Genomic DNA, 21,326 nt, shown 5'->3' with positions numbered 1-21,326 from the left:
GGAATAAAGGGTGTGCTTAAATCGGGCCATTTTGCGTAATAAGAAAAAGGATTAATTATGAGCGAATTGAATTAATAATAAGGTAATAGATTTACATTAGAAAATGAAAGGGGATTTTATGCGTGAGAATGTTACAGTCTATCCCGGCATTGCCAGTCGGGGATATTAAAAAGAGTATAGGTTTTTATTGCGATAAACTAGGTTTCACTTTGGTTCACCATGAAGATGGATTCGCAGTTCTAATGTGTAATGAGGTTCGGATTCATCTATGGGAGGCAAGTGATGAAGGCTGGCGCTCTCGTAGTAATGATTCACCGGTTTGTACAGGTGCGGAGTCGTTTATTGCTGGTACTGCTAGTTGCCGCATTGAAGTAGAGGGAATTGATGAATTATATCAACATATTAAGCCTTTGGGCATTTTGCACCCCAATACATCATTAAAAGATCAGTGGTGGGATGAACGAGACTTTGCAGTAATTGATCCCGACAACAATTTGATTAGCTTTTTTCAACAAATAAAAAGCTAAAATCTATTATTAATCTGTTCAGCAATCGGGCGCGATTGTGGCATAGTGATATTCAAGGATAAGGCACGTTTGTTTAATAAATAGTTAAGTATCTAATTAACAACTAGATTTCTAATGATGCAGAAAGATGGAAATCAAAAGAATATGGGTCCAAGTACATCTTTATCAATCAATTTTCTATAAATGAAAATATTGATATAACTGGATTCGTATGAATAGGCTACCCATAATTCGATAGCCGATAAAACTCAAAACGTTAATTTTATATTATTCGTTTCAAACCCTTTCTCACTTTGGTGGGAGAGGGTTTTTGTATGGAAAATTTTATAATAGGTCTATATTATAATAAATGGTACAATAATAAGATAAATATAACGCCATGGATAGTCGAATTAAAAAGAGGTGATACACTTGTTAAATGATATTTTAAAAAAGAAAGAACAGTTAGATGCAGTACGTCCACTACCAAAGCACACTTTACGAACGCTTCAAGAAAAGTTGTTTTTAGAATGGACATATCACTCAAACGCAATAGAAGGAAATACATTAACGCTGAATGAAACCAAGGTTGTATTAGAAGGTATAACAGTTGGTGGGAAAACATTACGTGAGCATTTAGAAGTGATTAATCATCAAGAAGCGATTTTATATGTAGAAGAAATAGTTAAAGATGAAGATCCTCTTACAGAATGGCAAATAAAGAATATCCACAGACTTGTCTTAAAAGGAATAGATGATTCTAATGCTGGTGTATACAGAGAAGAGCAAGTATTTATTTCAGGTGCAAAACACGTACCACCAGCAGCTGTTTTGATTCCGGAAAAAATGGAAGCTATGATAAATTGGTACAAAAATGAAAGCAGTCATTTAAATGCAATTGAACGTGGTGCAATGTTACATGCTATTTTTGTAGGAATTCATCCATTTATCGATGGGAACGGAAGAACAGCAAGGCTCTTACTTAATCTAGAATTAATGAAGGACGGATATCCGCCAGTTATTATTAAAGTAGAAAACCGATTAGCTTATTATGAAGCATTAGATGAAGCACATACAACACAAGATTACAAGGATTTTATTTCTTTAGTAGCAACTGAAGTAAAAGACTCACTGGATCTCTACTTAAAGGCGATAAAATAGTATAAATGAAATGAGAGTATAAATCATACACGATTTATACTCTTTTTTAACATAGCACAAAAAATCAAATATGATATCCAAGAGATAGATATACTAAAGTTGTTAGTGGAAAGGAAGTGAAATAATGTGTATAAAGATTACGAAAGAGCGATTCAAAAAGCACTTGAACATATTGAAAATCATTTAACAGCAGAAATTGACGTACTTGCTTTATCTAAACAAGTAGGTTATTCACGTTTTCATTTTCAGCGCATATTTAGAAAAGTTACAGGTAGATCAGTTTCGGCATACGTTAGAGAACGACGTATGACTGAAAGTGCAAAGACATTAATTAGGACAGATATTCGTATCATTGATCTTGCTATCTTATACCACTTCCAATCCCACGAAGCTTTTACAAGAGCATTTAAAAAGATATATCTTATGACACCAGCCCAATATAGGCGATTGTTGAGAGACATTTACAGGGAAAGGAATGAAATCGTTATGAAAAAAGGAGTTCCAAATGGTTGGATTATGACGGGTGACTCCCCGTCTAATTATGAGGCAGGTTTAGATCATCACACTGTACATAGTGGACAACGGTCAGCATATTTGAAATCAAACAATAGTAATGCAAATGGTTTTGCTACATTGATGCAACATATAAAGGCTGCTCATTATAGAGGGGAAAGAGTTAGATTTTCAGGTTTTGTTAAAACAGTAGATGTGAAAGAGACTGCTGGCCTATGGATGCGAGTTGATCATTCTTCAGGAGAAGTACTGGCATTTGATAATATGATGAATCGACCAATAGAGGGGACAAATGAGTGGAACCACTATAGTGTCGTATTAGATGTGCCATTAAAAAGTGAAGCTATCGCCTTTGGAATGTTGCTAAATGGGTCGGGACAAGTTTGGATAGATGAACTTTGTTTTGAAGTTGTAGACGAGAGTGTTCCAGTGACCGAACAAAGAGGCCCAACCCATTTAGCAGATCAACCTGTGAATTTAGACTTTGAAAGTAAAGAATAAAGGAGGAATGAGATCTTGCTGAAAAATATTTCGAGTAAACTATTAATTGTTGTGAATTTCCTAACGTTCTTAATTGGACTTGGATTTTTGTTTGGAAGTGACGAGTAGATAGTGCAGTCGAAAGATATCTAACAAAATGTTTATATAATGATGCAGAAAGATGGAAGTCAAAAGAATATGGGTCCAAATACATCCTTATCTATCCGTTTTCTATAAATGACGACATTGATATAAAGGGATTCGTATGGATAGGCTATCCATAAATTGATAGCCAGTAAAACTTAAAACGTTAATATTTACAGTGATTTTATATCATGTATTCAAACCCTTTCTCACTTTGGTGGGAGAGGGTTTTTGTGTTCATAGGGAATAAAAAGTTGTATAATTTACAAATAAATGTGTGTAGGTGAGAAGGATGTACTCTCATTAACAGTTGCTTGGATAGATTAGGAAAAGAATAGGGTGATAATGATATGAAGTACACTTGTCCATGTTGTGGCTACCAAACATTAGACGAAAACCCACCAGGGAGCTTTGACATTTGTGAAATATGTTACTGGGAAGACGACAATGTTCAATATGACGATCCAGACTATGATGGTGGAGCAAATATTCCATCTTTGAAACAAGCACAAAGAAACTTTCTAGAATTTGGTGCTTCTGAAAAAGGGTGTATTGAATATGTTAGAAAACCAAATGAAACGGACATAAAGGATATAAACTGGAGCCCTTTTTTGTGACATAGGCTTATTAAATGATGCAAAAAGATGTAAATCAAATGAAGATGAGTCCGTTTATATCCTTGTCAATACATTTTCAGTAAATGAAGATTTTGATAGAATGGGATTCAACTGGACATGTTATCCACAAATCAAAGATTGATAAAACTCAAAACGTTGATCTTATATTATTGCGTTTAAAACTCTTTTCCACCTATGTGGGAGAGGTTTTTTTTGGTGTGAAGAAGGGAAAGATGCGAATAAATAGAAGCGGTTATAGAGAGAATTTAAGCTTTTAAAGAAAATAAAAGTGACTATATATATTTTCAAAAAAATTGAACATTTATGTTATCGTAAAAATAAGGTATAATAAATATATATAGTAATCGGAGGTGACTCATATGTCTATTCCTGATAAAATCTTAAAAGAAATTGATATGTTAAGTGAGCAAGAGCGTCAAAAGGTACTTAAGAAAATTAAAGAAAAATATATGGCTAAGGACGTTGTTTTACTGGGTGAAAACTATACTTGGTGGGATAACGAAGAGGATGATATATACAATGAGCAGTAAATTTGAACAGGGTGAAGTTTGGTTGGCAGATGTCTTATTTAAAGGTACACGGTAAACTAAACAGCGCCCTGTTGTTATTGTCGGAAATGAATTAGCTTTGGATATAGATGTTATTGTTGCACCAGTTACTAGTTAGAAACCAAGAAATCAATTTGACATTGTCTTGGAGTATTGGGAAGAAGCAGGATTATTAAAACCGTCAGTTGTACGTACTTCCAAAATCACTTCCATTCACGGTACAGAATTGAAACGTTATTTGGGAGAATTACATAGCGAAGATCTTGAAAACGTATTAAACATGTGTAGAAAATTATTTTAATGTTTAATGCAAAAGTGTTAATATTGCTTTTCGCATTCTATTGTTAATAACAATTTTTATTTAAATGATGTTTCCAAATATCGGAGTATATAAGTATGACGAGGATCTATTAGTTGACGCGATTGTTGAATAAGAAGATAAGTATCTAACAAAGTGTTATCTATAAATGATGCAAAAAGATGTAAATCAAATACACCTGTATCCATCTGGACCTACTTCTATCCACTCGTAAAGAATAGAAATATTGATTTAATGGGATTCAGATGGATTGATTATCCATAAGGAGGAGCTTTCTAAAACTCAAAACGTTAATTTTATATTATTCGTTTCAAAACCTTTTCTCATCTTGGTGGGAAAGGGTTTTGTGCTTTGAAAAGTTATTTTTATTTTGACGAATGTGAACTATGTTATAATGACAAAAATAGTATTGTTGATAAAGGATGGTTTTTGACAGCTGGTTGAATAGTAAAGGGAGGTCGTTTATTTATGGATAGGATTATAAACAAAGTTCTTCTCGGGCCAAAGATAATCGGACTGATGTTTATCATGTTACTTATAGGTTGTACAAATGAAAATGAATTTAATGAAATTGAATCTAATGAAATTGAATTTGTTGAAGAAGGACCTTTTGTAAAATTAGAATTATATTCGGCCTCATCAGGTACATATTTAGATCATTTTCCAAAAATAATTACAATATCAAATGATGGAAATGTTCAAGTGTTTACTAAAGAAATGGTTAGTACGAATGGCAGAATCGAAATGGAAGTAGGAGACAACCCCCCAACAATTGAAAAGAAAATTTCATCAAAACAAGTGGAAGAAATAAAACAAGTTATCGAGAAAAATCGATTCTTCTCTATACCGAAAGATGTGACAGATTATGATGTAATGGATGGTGACGGTAGTAGAATTACGGTTTATGAAAAAGAAGAAAAGCGAACAGTCAGGGGAGAAAATTCTAGTCATCAAGAATATAATGAAATCGAAGAGGTTATATTCAATCAAGTGGAAGATGAATACGATGATTGGGTCAAAGAAACGGAAGATTATTTATTTGAACTCAATGAATAAATCGTTATTTTTATATAAATACAATGAACATAATAGAAAAGGTGGCAGACTATCAACTGGGGTTAGAATTTGATTAATTTAAACATTCTAAAGTTTAATGATGCATAAGGGGTGAAAATCAAAATGACACATTCAACAAGTGAAGAAAAAAAGGAGAAAGGTTTTAATAAATCAGCATTGAAAATATTTCTTTTCTTTTATTTATTCTTTTCTTTATTTAGATTCTTTATTTATGGTGACTCGATTTTGTCTAAGGATCCGACTGTTATTTTGACAGCTATTAGTATCGTTGTCTTCTTAATAGTAAACTCTTGGCTAAAATCATTGTTAACTATTAATATGAACAAGAAAAAGTATCGCTATTTAATCAGTCCAATAAAATCTGCAATAGCGACGTACATAATTATTTCCTTAATTCGTTACGCTATATTGCAAGACTCTTTTGTAGCAAATAACATAGAAGTGATTATGTTTTCTATAATGGTCGGTATAATGGAAAGTGTAGGAGCTAAAATTGATGATGTATCGCCCCGTGACCCAAAGAAAGAACCAGACCGACCATTGAAATATTACATAGACAAATTTATTATTAACGCAAAGCCTTTTCATAAAGTAATGTTTTTGGTTTATGGATCCTGTATTTCCCTTCTAATTTTTATTTTTATATTAATGATGTTTGAATAGCATTGTGTAGATCCTATAATTTGAAGAGCTAGCATAAAGAACTCTTCGTTAAATTATATTTTCCCTGATTTACACAGGGATATCTAACTTATACCAACCCTTAAAATGATGCAAAAAGATGTAAATCAAAAAAAGTTGAGTCCATTGGTCTAAATAGTCTACTTCAAAAAAGTCGATTACCAAAGGAAAAGGATTTTAATTCAGTTACACAAGCATATATTTTGAGCGTTTCTTCTAGAAGAAACAACATTCCAAGAAAATCATTAAAATATCAAACGCCAATTGAATGTTTCATGGAACATGCAGGAAAAGATACTTTGTCTTGCTTAATTTGGCAAATCAAACGTTATAAAAGCAATAGTACCATGATACCAACTATCCAGTCTCCACCATCATCTTTTGCCCAGTCTGGCGCATGATTCCGATAAGATGTTTTATATGGAAGAGTAATGTCTTTTTCTTCCATTTCTTCTATCGAAAGCGTACTCGTATCCTTGATGGCTGGTTCGTTTGATTTCATCTCTGTACCACATCCCTCTAAACCAATGATACTTGCACCTAGAAAAATTGGAGCGATTTTTTTCCTTATACTTGTCTTTACCATTTTTCTTTTACCTCATGTTGTTTTTGTTGTTTTTTTGCATTATTCCTTGGCATTAACTATATCAATCGACTGTTAAATTTATATAAAGCAGTCGTAAAAATAATGTATAGATCTTGGAAATAGATGGAAACCAATAAAGGTGGATGAACAATTTAGTTACGTTTTTAAAGCAATTTTAATAGAAACATTTCAATGATGATTTTAGGAAGAGTCTTGTTAATATAAATCGTATGGATCTTTCAATTAAAGAACTATGTAGTGAATATAGTGTTTTTGAAGTAATTATTTATGTAGGAATTGGAAAATTTAATCTAGTAAAGTTATGGCTGCCCCATTCCGATGCTTCAGACGATTGTGCAAAGGGGGTAAAATGATAGAATTAAAATCTATACGAGTTCATATACATACAAATTCATTCGTTTTATTAAATTGAAATTATTGATATAAACGGATTCGGATAGACAGACTATTTATGAAACAAAACTCGATAAAATCATATAGACTACAGCCACGGTGAACATTTTTACCGATATTTATAATTTTATTTCAAAATCGGCTTGTTTTCTTTTGTGAAATAATTTATACTATATGAAAATGTAAGGGCTTTCTTTAGGGGGAATGAATTGAGTGTTTTTTTTTTGATTTGCATACAGATATATTAACAGATATAGCTATTAGAAGAGAGACGGGGGAAAAAAGCGTATTTGATTCCAGGCATTATCCTATTTTAAAGCGCAATCATATCGATACACTAATTTGTGTTATTTGGGTTGAGCCTAAGTATAAAGATAATAAATTAGAACGTTTCAATGATTTAGTATCTTATGCTTTAGCGGATTTTAATGAATCCGCACATGTTCATTTATGTACCTCTTCACTTGATATGAAACAAAACAGTGACAAAATTAATATCTTTTTAGGTATAGAAGGGATGAGTTTCTTAAAGGAGGCAGTGTCCCCGTTAACGAAGAATACGATATCCAGTTATTTTGATAAGCTCCATCATATTGGATTTCGTACTGGTATTCTAGCATGGAATGAGATTAATGACTTGGCAAGTGGAAGTACTGCATATAATGCTGACAAACAAGTTGCAAAAGGACTGACAGATATAGGAACGCTAGTGGTGCAAAAGATGATGGAACTTCGTTGGCTCGTAGATGTCTCACATTTAGATGAAAGGACTTTTTGGGATATTTATCATTTAAAAGAGTATCCGATTTTCGCATCTCACAGTAATGCGAAAGCTTTATGTAATCATGAACGCAATCTTACTGACCAGCAACTGAAAGCAATTGCTAAAAGAAATGGTCTAATCGGCATCAATGCATATGCGGGATTCCTAAACAAAGGAAAAGCTAGCATTGATGATTATATCGATCACATAGAATATATTGCTAATCTAATCGGTATGGAATATGTAGCACTTGGATTTGACTTTATGAATTATTTGGAGCCGCATGATCTTGGAACTAGTTTTTCCGAAAGGACAGATATGCTCACAAGTGCTGATGATGTGCAAGAGCTAATAAGTAGGCTAAAAAGACTGAACTGGGACCAAAAGGCGATACAAATGATTACAGAAGACAATGCAAAACGTTTTATTAAAAATATGGATAAAGGGTGATTTAGATGGATAATAGTTTAATAAAACCAGATGATTATATAACTCTATGGGGAATTATCGTAGTATGGGCAGCAGCTAGTATTTATTTAGAACAAAGGTTTCAATGGGCAGCCAAAGTATCAGGCGCTATCCTTGCATTAGTTGGCGCAATCATTTTATCAAACACAGGCGTCATCCCCGTCGAGTCGCCTGTGTATGATGCTATTTGGGAATTTATTATTCCACTTGCAATTCCATTATTGTTATTTCATGTGAATTTTAAAAAGATTTTCAAAGAAAGTGGCAGGATGCTATTTATTTTTTTGATTAGTTCGATTGGTACTGTCGCAGGTACGATGATTAGTTTCTTTTTATTAAAGGACAAAATTCCTTTTCTTGATAAAATCGGTGCAATGATGAGTGCCTCTTATGTCGGTGGTGGGGTTAATTTTGCCGCAATGGCTGCGAAATTTGAAGCACCTGGTGAAATGGTCTCTGCAACTGTAGTAGCCGATAACCTAATGATGGCATTATATTTCGTTATTTTAATGCTAATCCCAAGTTTGACATTTTTTAGAAAGCGCTTTACTCATCCACATGTATTGGAAGTTGAGCAGCAGAATACAAATGGCGAAGGAAACTCTACTTTAGCGGAAAGTTTTTGGAGGCGTAATGAAATTTCCCTTAAGGATATTGCCTTGTCTGTAGGGACGGCATTCCTGCTCGTAATTGTTTCTTTTAAAATTGCTGGATTTTTGGGAGAGCTTATCCCGAGCGGTGAGGATGTTTCATTTGCTTTAAATCTTGTAAATGCCCTGTTTGGCGATAACTATTTAGTTCTTACTACTATTACCTTTACAGCATTAGCGTTATTTCCAAAATACTTCGCATCGATTAACGGTAGCCAGGAGCTTGGTACATTTCTAATCTACTTATTCTTTGTAGTCATCGGTATACCCGCGTCCATTCCGTTAATTGTGGAGAATGCACCACTGTTATTGGTGTTTGTCGCCATTATTGTTTTTGTAAATATGTTAGTATCTCTTGTTGGTGGAAAACTCTTTAAATACAATTTAGAGGAAATACTACTTGTAAGTAATGCAAATATAGGTGGCCCGACAACCGCGGCAGCAATGGCAATAGCCAAAGGATGGAAAAATTTAATTGGACCAATTTTAGTCGTTGGAACATTAGGTTATATTATCGGCAACTATATCGGTACAACCTTAGGATTATGGTTCAGCACATTTATGTAAAATAAATTCTAATTATGATAAAGATGGTGATGACATGTTTGATGGGGGTAAAATTAGACGATTGCGAATGGAAAGGGAGTATTCGTTAAAAGTGCTTGCTGAAAAGGCTGGTGTCAGCACTAGTATCATCAGTAAGGTGGAAAGAAATAATGTAGACCCTTCTATTACATTGCTGTATAAAATATGTAATGGTCTTAATGTTTCTATTACAGAATTGCTGGGAGAGTCAACGAATACACCATCTGTACTGCGTAAAGAAGATAGAAAAGTAGTATCCTTTCCAAAATCAAATTCAAAGTATGAATTTTTAACTCCAATACACAATGGCGAACTGGAAATGATTCAGATTATTCTTGAGGCAGGGCAATCTGACAAAAAACTAGTGAGCCATACTGGTGAGGAATGCGGTGTAGTGCTGAAGGGTGCCATGACTGTTATTTTAGACCAGGAAGAGCATATCTTGCATGAAGGAGATTCTATTTGTTTTAATAGTCAAATACCACACCGCTTTATTAATCATACTGAAAAACAATCAATTTCAATTTGGTCTATGAATAATCAGCAGCAAAAATAAATCTTGAAAATAGTAATGTTTTTAAAGCAGACATATATTAAGTGACTAGCACCTTTGCTGTAGGTAGTTTAATTCAAGAAGATTGTGGCAAATAAAGTCAAATAACCGTAAATCTGATTAAAAAATCAATATTTTTACGGTTATTTGACATGCGACCTGAAAAGGTACTTTTTTGTAGTTTTGGCTTACAGTCATTCTAGCTGAACACCTTAATAAATTTATCTTCATTTATTAAGGTTCATTTTACATAAATAATATTTGTTATAATACAATTGTTTAAAATCACTATTAATTTTACTAGGTACCAATTGTATTGTTTCCAAGTTATTAAGCACATGCCAGGTATATTTATTATGATGTCACCATTCAGCTACATCATCTATTGTCCATTTTCCATCTGGTATACTCCACATTTAGCCAATTCTTCATCAGCAGTCAAAAGTTTGATACTCTATCATTCGTCATGTTTTCTAATTTTATTACATAGTTCTTGTCGGGGATAAATAACGACTATGCTCCTTCATTACTCCAATCACCTTTATTAATAGGGGATTTTTTACCTTCGATTGATATGTTTATCTAAACAGGAGGCGCTAAGTTTTATATACGTTGTTTGATTACGGACTTACGCTATTACTCTCATTGCGCATAGATGAATTTTGTTATTTAAATGTTTAAAACCTTATGATAACATGTACTTAAGAGTGGATGATGATTCAATAAAGAGATCGTTTCGCGGTATAATTAGGAGTGTTTATATGTGTAAAAAAACTTTTAATGCGCTAGGTTGGATTATACTTTTGGGAATGGGAATTTCATGGATAGTGTTTGGTTATTCTAATTGGTACTTATTATTACTTCCAATTGCTTACATATTCTTTTTAGTGAATGATGGAAGTATTAAAGAGTTAAAGAGGATAAGAAAAATGTCCATATTTCAAGTAATTTTAATGCTGTTTGCATTGGTTGTGTCAGTGGCTATTGTATTTAGTCTTATTCAATTATCTAGTTACTTAATAAATGATGTATTATACCTAACTGGTGGGATAAAAACATTTAGCGAGATTATGGCAATAATTCTATCCTTATACCCTGTTAAAATTACTTTTGGTACTGTGGTTTATAGGGTAGCAAATGATTTGAAAGGTACAGGATAAGGAAGCCTAAACTTTGTAGAATGAAAAATGAATTCTACTTTGTTCAGATAGATAGACTATCTATAAATAAATCAAAGTTCGATAAAACTAAGGGATGTTTTGGTATATTAACGCATATTATCAATTACTTACATTTATGGAAGAAAAAATTGCGTTGCGAAGTGGTGGATGAATGTGTTCTAGTAACTGTGTAAAGAGTTTTAACTAATTTAGCTAATCAACGTCTGAAGTTAAATTTACCAAAATCAAGTGAGTCGTTATTGAAAAATATTTTATAGAAATGATTATTACTTGTAAATATTTTTATACTTGTTATGGGTCTTGTATTTCTTTTCAGAAATGACGAGGAAGTAGAGCGTTTATAAAATATATAAGTATATGTCTAAATTACAAAAAACAAGTAATTAATTGACTTCTTCAAATAAATAATGTATTCTAAATATTAACATTTTAAATAATATAGTTTTCTTATCAAGAGAGGTGGAGGGACTGGCCCTTTGAAGCCTCGGCAACAGACTGTTTTGTACTGTGCCAATTCCAGAGCAAGAATGCTTGAAGATAAGAAGAGTGAAAAACTACAGAAATGTATCCTCTTCTTGATTCGAGAAGGGGTTTTTTGATGTTAAAAACCTTGAAGAACAAATAACGAAAACAAACAAAAGGAGAATAGGAAATGTCAATTACTTTAACAAGAGCACCGTTCAAGGCAGATCATGTAGGAAGTTTGCTACGAACAGATACGATTCATCAAGCTAGAAAGGACTTTCAAGATGGAAGCATTTCAGCAGATCAATTATATGATATTGAAACAGAAGAGATTAAACGCATAGTCGATAAGCAGATAGAAGTTGGACTTTCAGCAGTTACAGACGGAGAGTTTAGACGTAGATTTTGGCATACAGACTTTTTAGAGCATCTAAACGGTGTAGAAGGATATGTGCCAGAGACTGGATATATCTTTAATGAAAATGAAGAAACGGAAAGATATGATGTACGTAATATTGGAAAAATCTCATTTAACCACGATCATCCACATATTAAAGACTTTAAATTATTCAACAAAATAGTGGATGGACGTGCTGTTGCTAAGCAAACCATTCCAAGCCCAAATCAGTTATTTAACCAAGGGATTCGTAATGAAACAATTTATCCGGATATTGAAGAGTATGCAGAGGATGTTATTCAAACATATCGTGATGCAATACAAGCATTTTATGATGCGGGTGTTCGTTACCTTCAGTTTGATGATGTTTATATTGCCGGTCTGTCGTCACCAGACATTCCATTTAATGATGGAAAATATCCAAGAGAGTATTTGATTGAACTTGCATTAAAGGTTGTGAATGAAGTACTGGAAGGTAAACCAGAAGATTTATATGTTACAACACATCTTTGCCGTGGTAACTATAGATCGAATTGGGCATTTGAAGGTAGCTATGGATTAATTGCACCTACGTTATTTGCCAAAGAAAAAGTAGATGGATTTTTCTTGGAGTATGACGATGATCGCTCAGGTGATTTTAAACCACTTGATTATATTCCGAACGGAGGTCCGCAAGTGGTGCTTGGTTTATTTACTTCTAAAACGGGAGAGTTAGAAGATAAAGCATTAATAAAAGCGCGTATCGAAGAAGCGGCACAATTTATTCCACGAGAACAAATCTGCCTTAGTCCTCAATGTGGATTTGCCTCGACTCATCATGGAAACAAATTGACAGAGGAAGAGCAATGGGAAAAGTTAAAATATATTGTTGACATTGCAAAAGAAGAATTAGGTTATTAAACTATTTTTCAATAAAAAAATAATGAACCTGTGAAAAAAGTCTATTTGGGGTTATCTACCAAATAGGCTTTTGTGCATTTGAAAACCCCTAGTTCTGCCGGGGGTTCTAAATAGCTTTTAGCGTGGTATTAAAAATACCTCTTTCTCTTGTAAGATGAAGATAGTTTCCCGACCACCATATTTTTAACAGAAGGAGACAATCCTAGTGTAGGATAAGAAAAGACATTGTGGAGATGTAAGTATCGTATTGTAATTGATCCAAAATACAGACGACAAATTATTTATGGAAAATACAAAAAGAACATAGGAGAAATTATCAGAAGTCTTTATGATAGAAAAAATGTAGAAATTCATGAAGTAAATGCTTGTAGGTATTCCACCAAAATTAAGTGTCTCTCAATTTATGGGTTAGAGTTGCCTAATGATTGTTGATCGTCATGCGAATTTAAAATACAAATATGGAAACTAGGTAGTTGCAAGAATACGAGTCGAAGTTGCAAGAATGCGAGTCAAAGTTGCAAGAATATGGGTCGAAGTTGCAAGAATGCGAGTCAAAGTTGCAAGAATGTGGGCCGAAGTTGCAAGAATACGGGTCGAAGTTGCAAGAATCCAACCTCAAACCCGTATGAACGCAACCATAAAGCTAATCACCACCCCACAAAATGGAAATAGGAAGTTTTGATTATTTTAATGTAAATACAAATTATATATTTTTTCGTGATTTTTATTATGAATAATCTGAAAAGAAAGAGATAATGGTTGTGATTGTATTTCACAGATGAAAGATGAACCACTTCACTATTGAATATAGTATTTTTTAATCATCTTTCATTTGATCGTTTACCCATGTCGTTTACAAAATTATTTGGTACATATTTAACGCCTAACACGAAAATTCCACAGTGCTTTTCATATGTAACCTTAAAAAATAATGTGAAAACCACATCGAATATATTACATTGATATTGTATTATAATAAGTTAAGAATCAATTTAGCGAGAAAAGGGTGTTTGTATGCGAAAGCTTTTTTTATTATTGTTTTATATTATTATTTCCTTATTGTTCATGAGTTCTTGTGGGAAAGAAAAGGAGAATCAGGAAATTAATTTAGGAGAAAAATTTATAAAAGAACTTTACAATGTTGATGAACCTAGTGTTGATATTAATGATTCAAGTCCCGAGGATTTAATAGAATTCCAAAATAAGTTTTCAAGTTATTTCACGGAAGATGAATTTACAAATTTAGCAAGCATAAGATTTTTTCTGTTGCCACAAGAGGTATCAAATAAACAAAACAGCAAAATTTCTGTAGAAAATATTTCATTTACAAAAAGGACCGATCATCAAAATGAAAGAACAACGAATTTTGATTTTACTTTCACATTGATTCTCACAAATCATAATAAAGATATAATAGATAAATTTGAAGTGAAGGGACAAATGTCTATTATAGAATCAAATAATGAGCTAAAAATTAATCGATATTATGATCATGAGCCTCTCAAAGATGTGCTCTATAGAAATGAGGATACGACGAACTAAAATTCCGCATCTATATAGTTACAGATTGCTCATTACTCGTGCCATAATGATATAATCCGGCTTATGTATAAGAAAGAGAAGTGTTACAATGAAATGGGACCGTTAGGATTATTCAGTATTGTATTACTATCTATTGTTAGTTGTGAATGATTGTAGCGGAATTTTGCTTACACATAGATTACAATATTCGTTCGGAGGGGAAACAAATGGAGGCAAAGGAATTTTAGAAATGGATTGCTGAATATTATCAATCTAGAGGTTGGACAGACTTAGATATTTTTGTGCGTGTTGGCTTTTTATCAGAGGAGACAGGAGAAGTTGCTAGAGCAATAAGGGCGCTTGAAATTGGTAGAGGTCGTCCAGATGAACAAGCTGGTGCATTTATTGAAAATAAACGTGACTTAATAGATGAACTCGGGGATGTTCTTTGTAATATCGCTGTCATTGTCAATAAATAGGATATCGAATTGGAAGAAGTATTTTTAGAACATAAATATAATTTATCGAATAGATATTGTTAAAACGAGAAAAAAGTAAGGGTGAGGATAAAAATGACTGTTGAAAGTCTTGCTGTATTTTGTGGTTCAAGTACAGGGTTAAAACGTGTTTATATGGAACAAGCAGAGAATTTCGGAAAAGAATTAGCGAATAAAAATAAAACGCTCATTTATGGTGGGGCACAAGTTGGGTGTATGGGTGCATTAGCTGATGCTTCTTTAAACAGTGGAGGCAATGTAGTAGGGATGATCCCTCAAAAACTTAAAGCAGTAGAAATTGCTCATGATCAGTTAACAGCATTACATGTAGTCGATACAATGCATGAGCGTAAATCAAAAATGGCGGAATTAGCGGATGGATTTGTCGCTTTACCTGGAGGGTCAGGAACATTAGAAGAATGGTTTGAAGTATTTACTTGGTCCCAACTTGGTTATCATGAAAAACCATGTGGATTACTAAATGTTAATAATTTTTTTGATCCGCTCATGCGTATGTTAAATCATACGATTGAACAGGGTTTTATGAATAAAAGTTATCGGGACATGATTATTGTATCTTCAGATCCGAAAGAACTAATAGAAAAAATGGATTGTTATACACCGAATTTTGCTTTGAAATGGACTTAAATGATTGACATAGTCTAGTGATATTTGGAAATTTTTCTAACTGACAACTATTTGTACGTGATGCCAAATGATCCAAATAAACCTTGTCGTCATTTTGTATGCGAATTTAAAAAAGTTAATAAGAACGATGTGGATGAAGCATTGATATAATTAAAGTTTACTAAACATCATACAATTGGGGACAATAAACTCTTTCTCACTTTAGTAGGGAGGTTTTTTTCCTCATTGAGGTTAAATAATAATGTGCAGATGCTTTGGAAACATGCATAAATAAATCGAGGAATATACTAAAATACTGTATATTCCTTGATCTTTTATTCCAACAAACTAAATATAGATTAATAGAACTTTTTAGACGAATTGCGGTGTACTAAAAAATATGCATTAATAAAAGATGCAATAGGAATAATAATTGCAATCCCAATTCCAGCAATAAAAATAGTGATGATTTGTGCTGTAAATATTTTAGAATTAATAATTTCTAAAAAAGTATAGGATAAATCTTTAAACCATATAAGAAGTGCCAAATATCCGCCAATAAATGCAAAGAATAATGTGTTTGCATTTGATCCAAGAATATCTTTTCCGATTGTTACGCCAGATTTGAATAAATCTTTTCTATTAATATTAGGATTGTGAATAAATATTTCCTCCATCGGGGATGTAATCGAAATAGCTACATCAATAATTGCTCCGAGTGTACTCATGAGCATCACTGATGTGGCAATCTTCACAAAATCTACACCTATATAAAGGGAAAATATAGGAATAATCTCATCAATTTCCTCTTCACCAAAGCCTTGGATCATTGTTACTTTTGTGACTATATAAATAAGAGCAAAAAGTAATCCAATTGTGATGAGAGTGGATATAAATGCTGTCCATGTTTTGATATTTACTTCATTAATAAAAAAGAGATTTACACATGTAATAATAATACTACTGATAGCTGCAATAATAATTGGATCGATTTGTGGACTCATCATAAAAAAGATAGAAAAAAAGATTACAATAAAATTAATAAATAGAGAAAGGAAAGATTTAACCCCTTTTTGTCCCCCTATGAGAACCATGCATACAAACAAAATTGTTGATAAGAGGAAAAGAGTGCTCATTTTTTTGCCTCCTTTTTCTTTATATAAAAGATAGCAACATATAAACCGATTGGAATCGTTATGACAATGCCAATTCCTCCTGATAATGCTCTTACCATTTCTAAAGAAAGATTAATAGATAGGGCAAATCCAAGTGGAGAATGATTCATTAAGTAAATGATTAAAATTGGAATCGATCCACTGACATACGCAAATAATAAAATGTTAGTCATTGTGCCCATAATATCTTTTCCGATATTAAATCCGGATTGTTTTAACTGTTTGATGGATATATGTTTATTTGTTTCATATAGTTCAAACATTGATGTTGAAATTGATATCGCAACATCCATCACTGCACCTAAAGAGCCGATAAATAAACCAGCTAAAAATACTAACTTATAAGGTCTTGTGAGAAATTGCATTTCTTCATAATATAGTCCTCGTTCAGATGTTAGCCACATGGCAAGAATTGTAATGCTAACTGATAATAACGTACCAAGCAAGGTTGCGATAATTGCTGTGAACGTTTTTTCATTCCAACCGTTAACGAGTAAAAGCGAACTAACTGTAAATAATACTGTCAAAATAATGCTTATCCATATTAAGTTAAGGCCGTGTTGGATGTAAAAATCCAGCGCGTACGATAGCAAAATAATATTGAAAGCCAAGCTAATACTCGTATAAATTCCTTGTTTTCGGCCAATGAAAAATAATACAAGAATGAACAACCAAGCAACAATGACGATATATATATCACGCTTTACCCCAGTAATTACCCCGGTTAATTCATTTTTTAAATGTTGCTTTTTATCGAATGAGACAAAAACGTTGGCACCGATATGATACGGCTCATCATATGCACCTGAATCAGAATATTCATTAGTGAGTTGAATACTTTGTTTTTTATGTAAGCCATTTTGGATGATGGCGTCAATTTTTTGTGTATAAAGCGTATCTTTATGACCATATGAATCGACGACTTTTTCTGTTTTTACAAGTGTAGTATTCGTAATTTTTGCAATTGGTCTATCATATAGAAATGCATTATGATAAACAAAAATAATCGAAGTAATCATAATGAGACAAAAGACAATCCATGTATAAATTTTTTTATGAGCCATTATATGTATCTCCTAGTCGTTTGAGATAATTTGTTCCTATTAGAGTAACATATGCATCCTAACAATAAAATTTTTTTAATCCTTTCTTTACTCCTATTATGATACTATATGAAAGATGAGTTGAACGTCATGGAGAAAAAATAAACAAAATTTAGTTTTCGATTCTTTGTTGAAATCAAAATTGAAAAGGAGTTTTATACAAACTCTATCGTTATTAGAATAAAGACATTTCGATAGATTACTTTTTCAAAAAGTGGGTATATAGTTTTTATTAACATGGAAATGGAGTGTGGGTGAAGACTTTGAAGAGACGAATGATCATTATATATTGACTTTTAGCTTAGATATTGAGCAACTAGCTAAAAATTATCATGAATTAGATCACGGATAAATGAACTTTTCTAGTGAAGGAAATCGTCGTACCTGATGAAGTCTTAGAAAATGCCGAAGAATTATAAATTGTTTGTATCATGTGTCATACTGTTTTAAAATTTTATGAAGGAGACAACACTAATGAAACCTACTATTTTCATAGCTATTATTACAGCCGTCATAATTACGATCATCCGTACAGTGATTCAGTCAGTTAGAAGTAAAGTATATAAACCTACTATTGAGAACAATGTGCAAAAACCTGGTAAATTGGAAAGGTTTATTGCTAATGTTCTATTATTCATTAGTATATTTTCATTGTTTTTTGCAATTATAGGTTTTATTATGGCCGAAATGGAAATGTGGACTGTATTTACTGTAATGTCGGTCATCTTTATTTCCGTTACGATTTTGATAAAAAGAGCACACAATATGTCTTATCAGGAAACAGATACATATTTTATTTTACAAAAGGGAAAACAGTCCCAAAAAGTATATTATGAAAATATTGTTGATTGGGAAGCAGGATATAATGAAATAGAAGTGCTTGATCAAATGAATGTAGATGGAAAGTATGTCAGAGTTAATATTAAAATATTTGCGCCAGAGATTTTATTACGAAAGCTTGCTGATATGACTTTCGAGGGCAAATTTTATCAAGAGGAACAAGTTTATATGAATGATCCAAATAGAAAAGTAGAATTCATTCGTTATCTTACTCAAAATAAGTACGGTTATTTAGTAGAAGATTATATGAAGCAAATAGAAAATAATTATATTTGATAGATGATACAAATGTTTAGCTATTTAAAGATAGCAACAATCATATAACACCTTTCTCAAGTTGTTGGGAAAGGTTTTTATTTTACTAAGATAGAAGTGTAAATTCATATGATATACTAAAAGTAATTCGTGCAAGGGTGTTTTGGCACAGTAGGAGGAATACAGTTGAGAAAAGGTTTATTACTTACATTATTCATGGCAATGTTTTTAATTATGTTAGTTGCTTGTAGCAACACAAATAATAAGGTAGAAGAGGAGGAACAAGAAGAAGTGGAAAAATTAGATCCCGAATCATTTGCAGAGGCGTTTCGAAAAGGAGATTATGAGCAAGTATATGGGCAATTGAGTGAATCATTTCAGAAAGAAGTTTCCGTAAAAGAATTAAAATCTTTGGGAGATGACTTCCATAAAGATATTTCTACATATGTTTTACAATCGAAAATGCCGTATGGAGATGATGCAGTTCAATATGTTTGGACAGATGATTCAGGCACAAAAGGCTTAATCTCTGTATTTGATGAAGAAAAAATTGTACAAGGGTTACAAATTATGCCACTTGAAATCTATCCCGACACAGATGAAGTGTACACGAAAACTAAATTTAATATGCCTTTTGAACATAATTGGTTTGTGTTTTGGGGTGGGATAAATCCATTAGTGAACTACCATTATGAATATGAAAATCAGCGGTATGCTTATGACTTTGTAAAAATGGAGGAACAGAGTACATACGAAGGTGACCCGATGATGAATGAAAATTATTATGCGTTTGGCGAAAAGTATATAGCACCAGCTGACGGTACAGTTGTAAAAGTGGAAAATGATATAAAAGATAATGAACCAGTTGGAAAAATGAATGATAAAGAACCTTTAGGAAATTATGTTATTATCGATCACGGCAATGATGAGTTCAGTTATTTAGCACATTTTAAATATGACTCTATTGAAGTAAAAGAAGGAGACGAAGTGAAGCAAGGTGATTTACTTGGCCTCGTTGGTAATTCTGGAAACTCGAGTGAACCTCATATTCATTTTCATGTAGCTGACTCAAGTGATCCGAATACATCGAAAAGTATTCGAATTTCATTTGAACAGGATGAGGAGATAAATCAAGGAGATTTTGTGGAAAAGTAATCATACGAAATGGGAGGAGAAAGTGAAATGTGGAATGAAAATAGAGTAACAGATTTACTACATATTACATATCCAATCATTCAAGCTGGGATGGCAGGTGGTGTCACGTCACCAACATTAGTTGCAGCCGTATCCAATTATGGAGCGCTTGGAAATATTGGAGCGGGTTATATGACTTCTACACAACTTCGTGAACATATTCGGGAAATAAAAAAGCGAACGGATAATCCTTTTGGCATCAATGTATTCGTGCCAGAAACACCGGAAGTACATACTGCTGAGATAGAAAAAGTGGATACATATTTAGCACCTTTTCGTGAAGTTTTAAATGTACAGAAAGTAGCAGTGAACACTCCATCAACAATTACGTATGAAGAACAGATAAATGTCATTATGGAAGAAAAGGTACCAGTATGTAGTTTTACATTTGGAATTCCCTCTAAAGAAGTTGTCCAAAGGTTAAAGCAAGAAAACATTGTATTAATCGGAACGGCAACGACGGTACAGGAAGCGATGGCGAATGAAGCAATTGGTATGGATATCGTTGTTGCTCAAGGCAGTGAGGCTGGTGGACATCGGGGGACGTTTCTTCATTCATCAAAGGAAGCAATGATTGGAACGACTGCTTTAGTACCACAGGTTGTAGATCGTGTTCAAATTCCAGTTATTGCAGCTGGAGGGATTATGGATGGTCGAGGGATCCTTTCGGCGCTCATTTTGGGGGCGGAAGGAGTACAAATGGGAACGGCGTTTGTTACAAGCGAAGAAAGCGGAGCAAATGAGTTACATAAAGAGGCAATTTTACAAAGTACGGAAGATGCATCCGTCGTAACGAAAGTATTTAGCGGAAAGGAAGCAAGAGGCATCCGTAATGATTTTGTCGATAAGATGGAAGTGTATGAAGATGAGTTGCCAAAATATCCAATTCAAAATATGTTAACCCAACCACTTCGAAAAGAGGCGGCAAAACAACAACGACCAGAATGGATGTCTTTATGGTCTGGACAAGGTTCACGATTAAGTAAACGACAATCTGTACGTGACATGATGGACCATATAGTCGAAGAAATCGATCATCTTATTCAACATAAACTGTATAAATGGTAAATAGAGTTGCAATTTTT

22 protein-coding genes, 4 pseudogenes and 1 riboswitch are annotated in these 21,326 nt (G+C 33.0%); of the genes and pseudogenes, 22 read left to right on the top strand and 4 right to left on the bottom strand.

Annotated elements, in window-relative coordinates:
* The first annotated feature begins 122 nt into the window (after window positions 1-122).
* From bleO to SPD45_RS07430, 9 genes and pseudogenes are all read left to right on the top strand, one after another.
* Window positions 123-527 (top strand): bleomycin binding protein, encoded by a 405-nt coding sequence (bleO, locus tag SPD45_RS07465; protein WP_001242578.1) that lies wholly within the window; start codon window positions 123-125, stop codon window positions 525-527.
* A 411-nt stretch (window positions 528-938) separates the two neighbouring features.
* A complete protein-coding gene (locus tag SPD45_RS07460; protein ID WP_336267114.1) occupies window positions 939-1,667 on the top strand; it encodes a Fic family protein in 729 nt (242 codons plus the stop codon).
* Window positions 1,668-1,793: 126 nt separating this feature from the next.
* Entirely contained in the window at window positions 1,794-2,681 is an 888-nt protein-coding gene (locus SPD45_RS07455) for a helix-turn-helix transcriptional regulator (protein WP_336267113.1), read from the top strand.
* Between the two features lie 473 nt (window positions 2,682-3,154).
* Complete coding sequence (locus tag SPD45_RS07450; protein ID WP_336267112.1) at window positions 3,155-3,421, top strand: CPCC family cysteine-rich protein; 267 nt, start codon at window positions 3,155-3,157, stop codon at window positions 3,419-3,421.
* A gap of 380 nt (window positions 3,422-3,801) precedes the next feature.
* Entirely contained in the window at window positions 3,802-3,972 is a 171-nt protein-coding gene (locus tag SPD45_RS07445) for a hypothetical protein (RefSeq protein WP_336267111.1), read from the top strand.
* Between the two features lie 157 nt (window positions 3,973-4,129).
* Window positions 4,130-4,291, top strand: a complete 162-nt coding sequence (locus SPD45_RS14405) for a hypothetical protein (protein WP_442962003.1) — start codon at window positions 4,130-4,132, stop codon at window positions 4,289-4,291.
* A gap of 486 nt (window positions 4,292-4,777) precedes the next feature.
* Window positions 4,778-5,365, top strand: coding sequence for a hypothetical protein (locus SPD45_RS07440; protein WP_336267110.1), 588 nt, complete (start codon window positions 4,778-4,780; stop codon window positions 5,363-5,365).
* A gap of 123 nt (window positions 5,366-5,488) precedes the next feature.
* Complete coding sequence (locus tag SPD45_RS07435; protein ID WP_336267109.1) at window positions 5,489-6,049, top strand: hypothetical protein; 561 nt, start codon at window positions 5,489-5,491, stop codon at window positions 6,047-6,049.
* 152 nt (window positions 6,050-6,201) lie between these two features.
* Window positions 6,202-6,381 (top strand): annotated as a pseudogene (locus SPD45_RS07430) (IS30 family transposase); the annotation flags it as partial.
* A gap of 14 nt (window positions 6,382-6,395) precedes the next feature.
* On the opposite strand, the gene SPD45_RS14400 reads toward SPD45_RS07430, so the two are convergent.
* Complete coding sequence (locus tag SPD45_RS14400) at window positions 6,396-6,653, bottom strand: hypothetical protein (protein WP_442962001.1); 258 nt, start codon at window positions 6,651-6,653, stop codon at window positions 6,396-6,398.
* Between the two features lie 643 nt (window positions 6,654-7,296).
* On the opposite strand from SPD45_RS14400, the gene SPD45_RS07420 reads away from it, so the two are divergent.
* Genes SPD45_RS07420 through SPD45_RS07410 form a run of 3 tightly spaced genes read left to right on the top strand, consistent with a single transcriptional unit; the run spans window position 7,297 to window position 10,089 of the window.
* Window positions 7,297-8,280, top strand: coding sequence for a dipeptidase (locus SPD45_RS07420; RefSeq protein ID WP_336267108.1), 984 nt, complete (start codon window positions 7,297-7,299; stop codon window positions 8,278-8,280).
* Window positions 8,281-8,285: 5 nt separating this feature from the next.
* A complete protein-coding gene (locus tag SPD45_RS07415; RefSeq protein ID WP_336267107.1) occupies window positions 8,286-9,515 on the top strand; it encodes a DUF819 family protein in 1,230 nt (409 codons plus the stop codon).
* Between the two features lie 34 nt (window positions 9,516-9,549).
* Window positions 9,550-10,089, top strand: a complete 540-nt coding sequence (locus SPD45_RS07410) for a helix-turn-helix domain-containing protein (protein WP_336267106.1) — start codon at window positions 9,550-9,552, stop codon at window positions 10,087-10,089.
* Window positions 10,090-10,313: 224 nt separating this feature from the next.
* On the opposite strand, the pseudogene SPD45_RS14395 reads toward SPD45_RS07410, so the two are convergent.
* Window positions 10,314-10,433 (bottom strand): annotated as a pseudogene (locus tag SPD45_RS14395) (hypothetical protein); the annotation flags it as partial.
* 414 nt (window positions 10,434-10,847) lie between these two features.
* On the opposite strand from SPD45_RS14395, the gene SPD45_RS07405 reads away from it, so the two are divergent.
* The 7 genes and pseudogenes from SPD45_RS07405 (at window position 10,848) to SPD45_RS07375 (ending at window position 15,695) form a co-directional block, all read left to right on the top strand.
* Window positions 10,848-11,246 carry a disulfide bond formation protein DsbD gene (locus SPD45_RS07405; RefSeq protein ID WP_336267105.1) on the top strand — a complete coding sequence of 133 codons (399 nt, stop codon included), beginning with the start codon at window positions 10,848-10,850 and terminating at the stop codon, window positions 11,244-11,246.
* Between the two features lie 465 nt (window positions 11,247-11,711).
* Window positions 11,712-11,811: riboswitch (SAM riboswitch) on the top strand.
* A 108-nt stretch (window positions 11,812-11,919) separates the two neighbouring features.
* Window positions 11,920-13,029, top strand: a complete 1,110-nt coding sequence (locus SPD45_RS07400; protein WP_336267104.1) for a 5-methyltetrahydropteroyltriglutamate--homocysteine S-methyltransferase — start codon at window positions 11,920-11,922, stop codon at window positions 13,027-13,029.
* A gap of 225 nt (window positions 13,030-13,254) precedes the next feature.
* A pseudogene (locus SPD45_RS07395) lies at window positions 13,255-13,438 on the top strand (transposase); the annotation flags it as partial.
* A 64-nt stretch (window positions 13,439-13,502) separates the two neighbouring features.
* Entirely contained in the window at window positions 13,503-13,658 is a 156-nt protein-coding gene (locus SPD45_RS07390; protein WP_336267103.1) for a hypothetical protein, read from the top strand.
* 385 nt (window positions 13,659-14,043) lie between these two features.
* Window positions 14,044-14,571, top strand: coding sequence for a hypothetical protein (locus SPD45_RS07385; RefSeq protein ID WP_336267102.1), 528 nt, complete (start codon window positions 14,044-14,046; stop codon window positions 14,569-14,571).
* A gap of 233 nt (window positions 14,572-14,804) precedes the next feature.
* A pseudogene (locus SPD45_RS07380) lies at window positions 14,805-15,026 on the top strand (MazG-like family protein); the annotation flags it as partial.
* 96 nt (window positions 15,027-15,122) lie between these two features.
* Entirely contained in the window at window positions 15,123-15,695 is a 573-nt protein-coding gene (locus tag SPD45_RS07375) for a TIGR00730 family Rossman fold protein (protein WP_336267101.1), read from the top strand.
* Between the two features lie 338 nt (window positions 15,696-16,033).
* On the opposite strand, the gene SPD45_RS07370 is transcribed toward SPD45_RS07375, so the two are convergent.
* Window positions 16,034-16,810: a YibE/F family protein gene (locus SPD45_RS07370; protein WP_336267100.1), complete on the bottom strand. Its 777-nt coding sequence runs from the start codon at window positions 16,808-16,810 to the stop codon at window positions 16,034-16,036.
* Window positions 16,807-17,913, bottom strand: a complete 1,107-nt coding sequence (locus tag SPD45_RS07365; RefSeq protein ID WP_336267099.1) for a YibE/F family protein — start codon at window positions 17,911-17,913, stop codon at window positions 16,807-16,809. The genes SPD45_RS07370 and SPD45_RS07365 overlap by 4 nt, the downstream gene beginning before the upstream one ends.
* A 513-nt stretch (window positions 17,914-18,426) precedes the next feature.
* Between SPD45_RS07365 and SPD45_RS07360 the strand changes: the two genes are divergently transcribed.
* The 3 genes from SPD45_RS07360 to SPD45_RS07350 all read left to right on the top strand — a co-directional run bounded on the left by SPD45_RS07360 (window position 18,427) and on the right by SPD45_RS07350 (window position 21,309).
* The gene (locus SPD45_RS07360; protein ID WP_336267098.1) at window positions 18,427-19,068 is read left to right on the top strand and encodes a hypothetical protein; all 642 of its coding nucleotides are present in this window, start codon (window positions 18,427-18,429) and stop codon (window positions 19,066-19,068) included.
* Window positions 19,069-19,233: 165 nt separating this feature from the next.
* Window positions 19,234-20,202: a M23 family metallopeptidase gene (locus SPD45_RS07355; protein WP_336267097.1), complete on the top strand. Its 969-nt coding sequence runs from the start codon at window positions 19,234-19,236 to the stop codon at window positions 20,200-20,202.
* Window positions 20,203-20,229: 27 nt separating this feature from the next.
* A complete protein-coding gene (locus tag SPD45_RS07350) occupies window positions 20,230-21,309 on the top strand; it encodes an NAD(P)H-dependent flavin oxidoreductase (protein WP_336267096.1) in 1,080 nt (359 codons plus the stop codon).
* The last annotated feature ends 17 nt before the right edge of the window (window positions 21,310-21,326 follow it).

This window comes from Pseudogracilibacillus sp. SO10305 (genome assembly GCF_037072005.1).
Classification (GTDB): Bacteria; Bacillota; Bacilli; order Bacillales; family Amphibacillaceae; genus Pseudogracilibacillus; species Pseudogracilibacillus intestinigallinarum.
This window is presented reverse-complemented; position numbering and strand designations above follow the sequence as displayed.

What these genes read in the sequence shown, in the direction of transcription:
- SPD45_RS07400 (WP_336267104.1), top strand. Translation starts at nt 11,920, where the DNA reads ATGTCAATTACTTTAACAAGAGCACCGTTCAAGGCAGATCATGTAGGA.
- SPD45_RS14400 (WP_442962001.1), bottom strand. Translation starts at nt 6,653, where the DNA reads ATGGTAAAGACAAGTATAAGGAAAAAAATCGCTCCAATTTTTCTAGGT.
- SPD45_RS07370 (WP_336267100.1), bottom strand. Translation starts at nt 16,810, where the DNA reads ATGAGCACTCTTTTCCTCTTATCAACAATTTTGTTTGTATGCATGGTT.
- SPD45_RS07410 (WP_336267106.1), top strand. Translation starts at nt 9,550, where the DNA reads ATGTTTGATGGGGGTAAAATTAGACGATTGCGAATGGAAAGGGAGTAT.
- SPD45_RS07445 (WP_336267111.1), top strand. Translation starts at nt 3,802, where the DNA reads ATGTCTATTCCTGATAAAATCTTAAAAGAAATTGATATGTTAAGTGAG.
- SPD45_RS07360 (WP_336267098.1), top strand. Translation starts at nt 18,427, where the DNA reads ATGAAACCTACTATTTTCATAGCTATTATTACAGCCGTCATAATTACG.
- SPD45_RS07365 (WP_336267099.1), bottom strand. Translation starts at nt 17,913, where the DNA reads ATGGCTCATAAAAAAATTTATACATGGATTGTCTTTTGTCTCATTATG.
- SPD45_RS07350 (WP_336267096.1), top strand. Translation starts at nt 20,230, where the DNA reads ATGTGGAATGAAAATAGAGTAACAGATTTACTACATATTACATATCCA.
- SPD45_RS07435 (WP_336267109.1), top strand. Translation starts at nt 5,489, where the DNA reads ATGACACATTCAACAAGTGAAGAAAAAAAGGAGAAAGGTTTTAATAAA.
- SPD45_RS07440 (WP_336267110.1), top strand. Translation starts at nt 4,778, where the DNA reads ATGGATAGGATTATAAACAAAGTTCTTCTCGGGCCAAAGATAATCGGA.
- SPD45_RS07405 (WP_336267105.1), top strand. Translation starts at nt 10,848, where the DNA reads ATGTGTAAAAAAACTTTTAATGCGCTAGGTTGGATTATACTTTTGGGA.
- SPD45_RS07415 (WP_336267107.1), top strand. Translation starts at nt 8,286, where the DNA reads ATGGATAATAGTTTAATAAAACCAGATGATTATATAACTCTATGGGGA.
- SPD45_RS07385 (WP_336267102.1), top strand. Translation starts at nt 14,044, where the DNA reads ATGCGAAAGCTTTTTTTATTATTGTTTTATATTATTATTTCCTTATTG.
- SPD45_RS07375 (WP_336267101.1), top strand. Translation starts at nt 15,123, where the DNA reads ATGACTGTTGAAAGTCTTGCTGTATTTTGTGGTTCAAGTACAGGGTTA.
- SPD45_RS07450 (WP_336267112.1), top strand. Translation starts at nt 3,155, where the DNA reads ATGAAGTACACTTGTCCATGTTGTGGCTACCAAACATTAGACGAAAAC.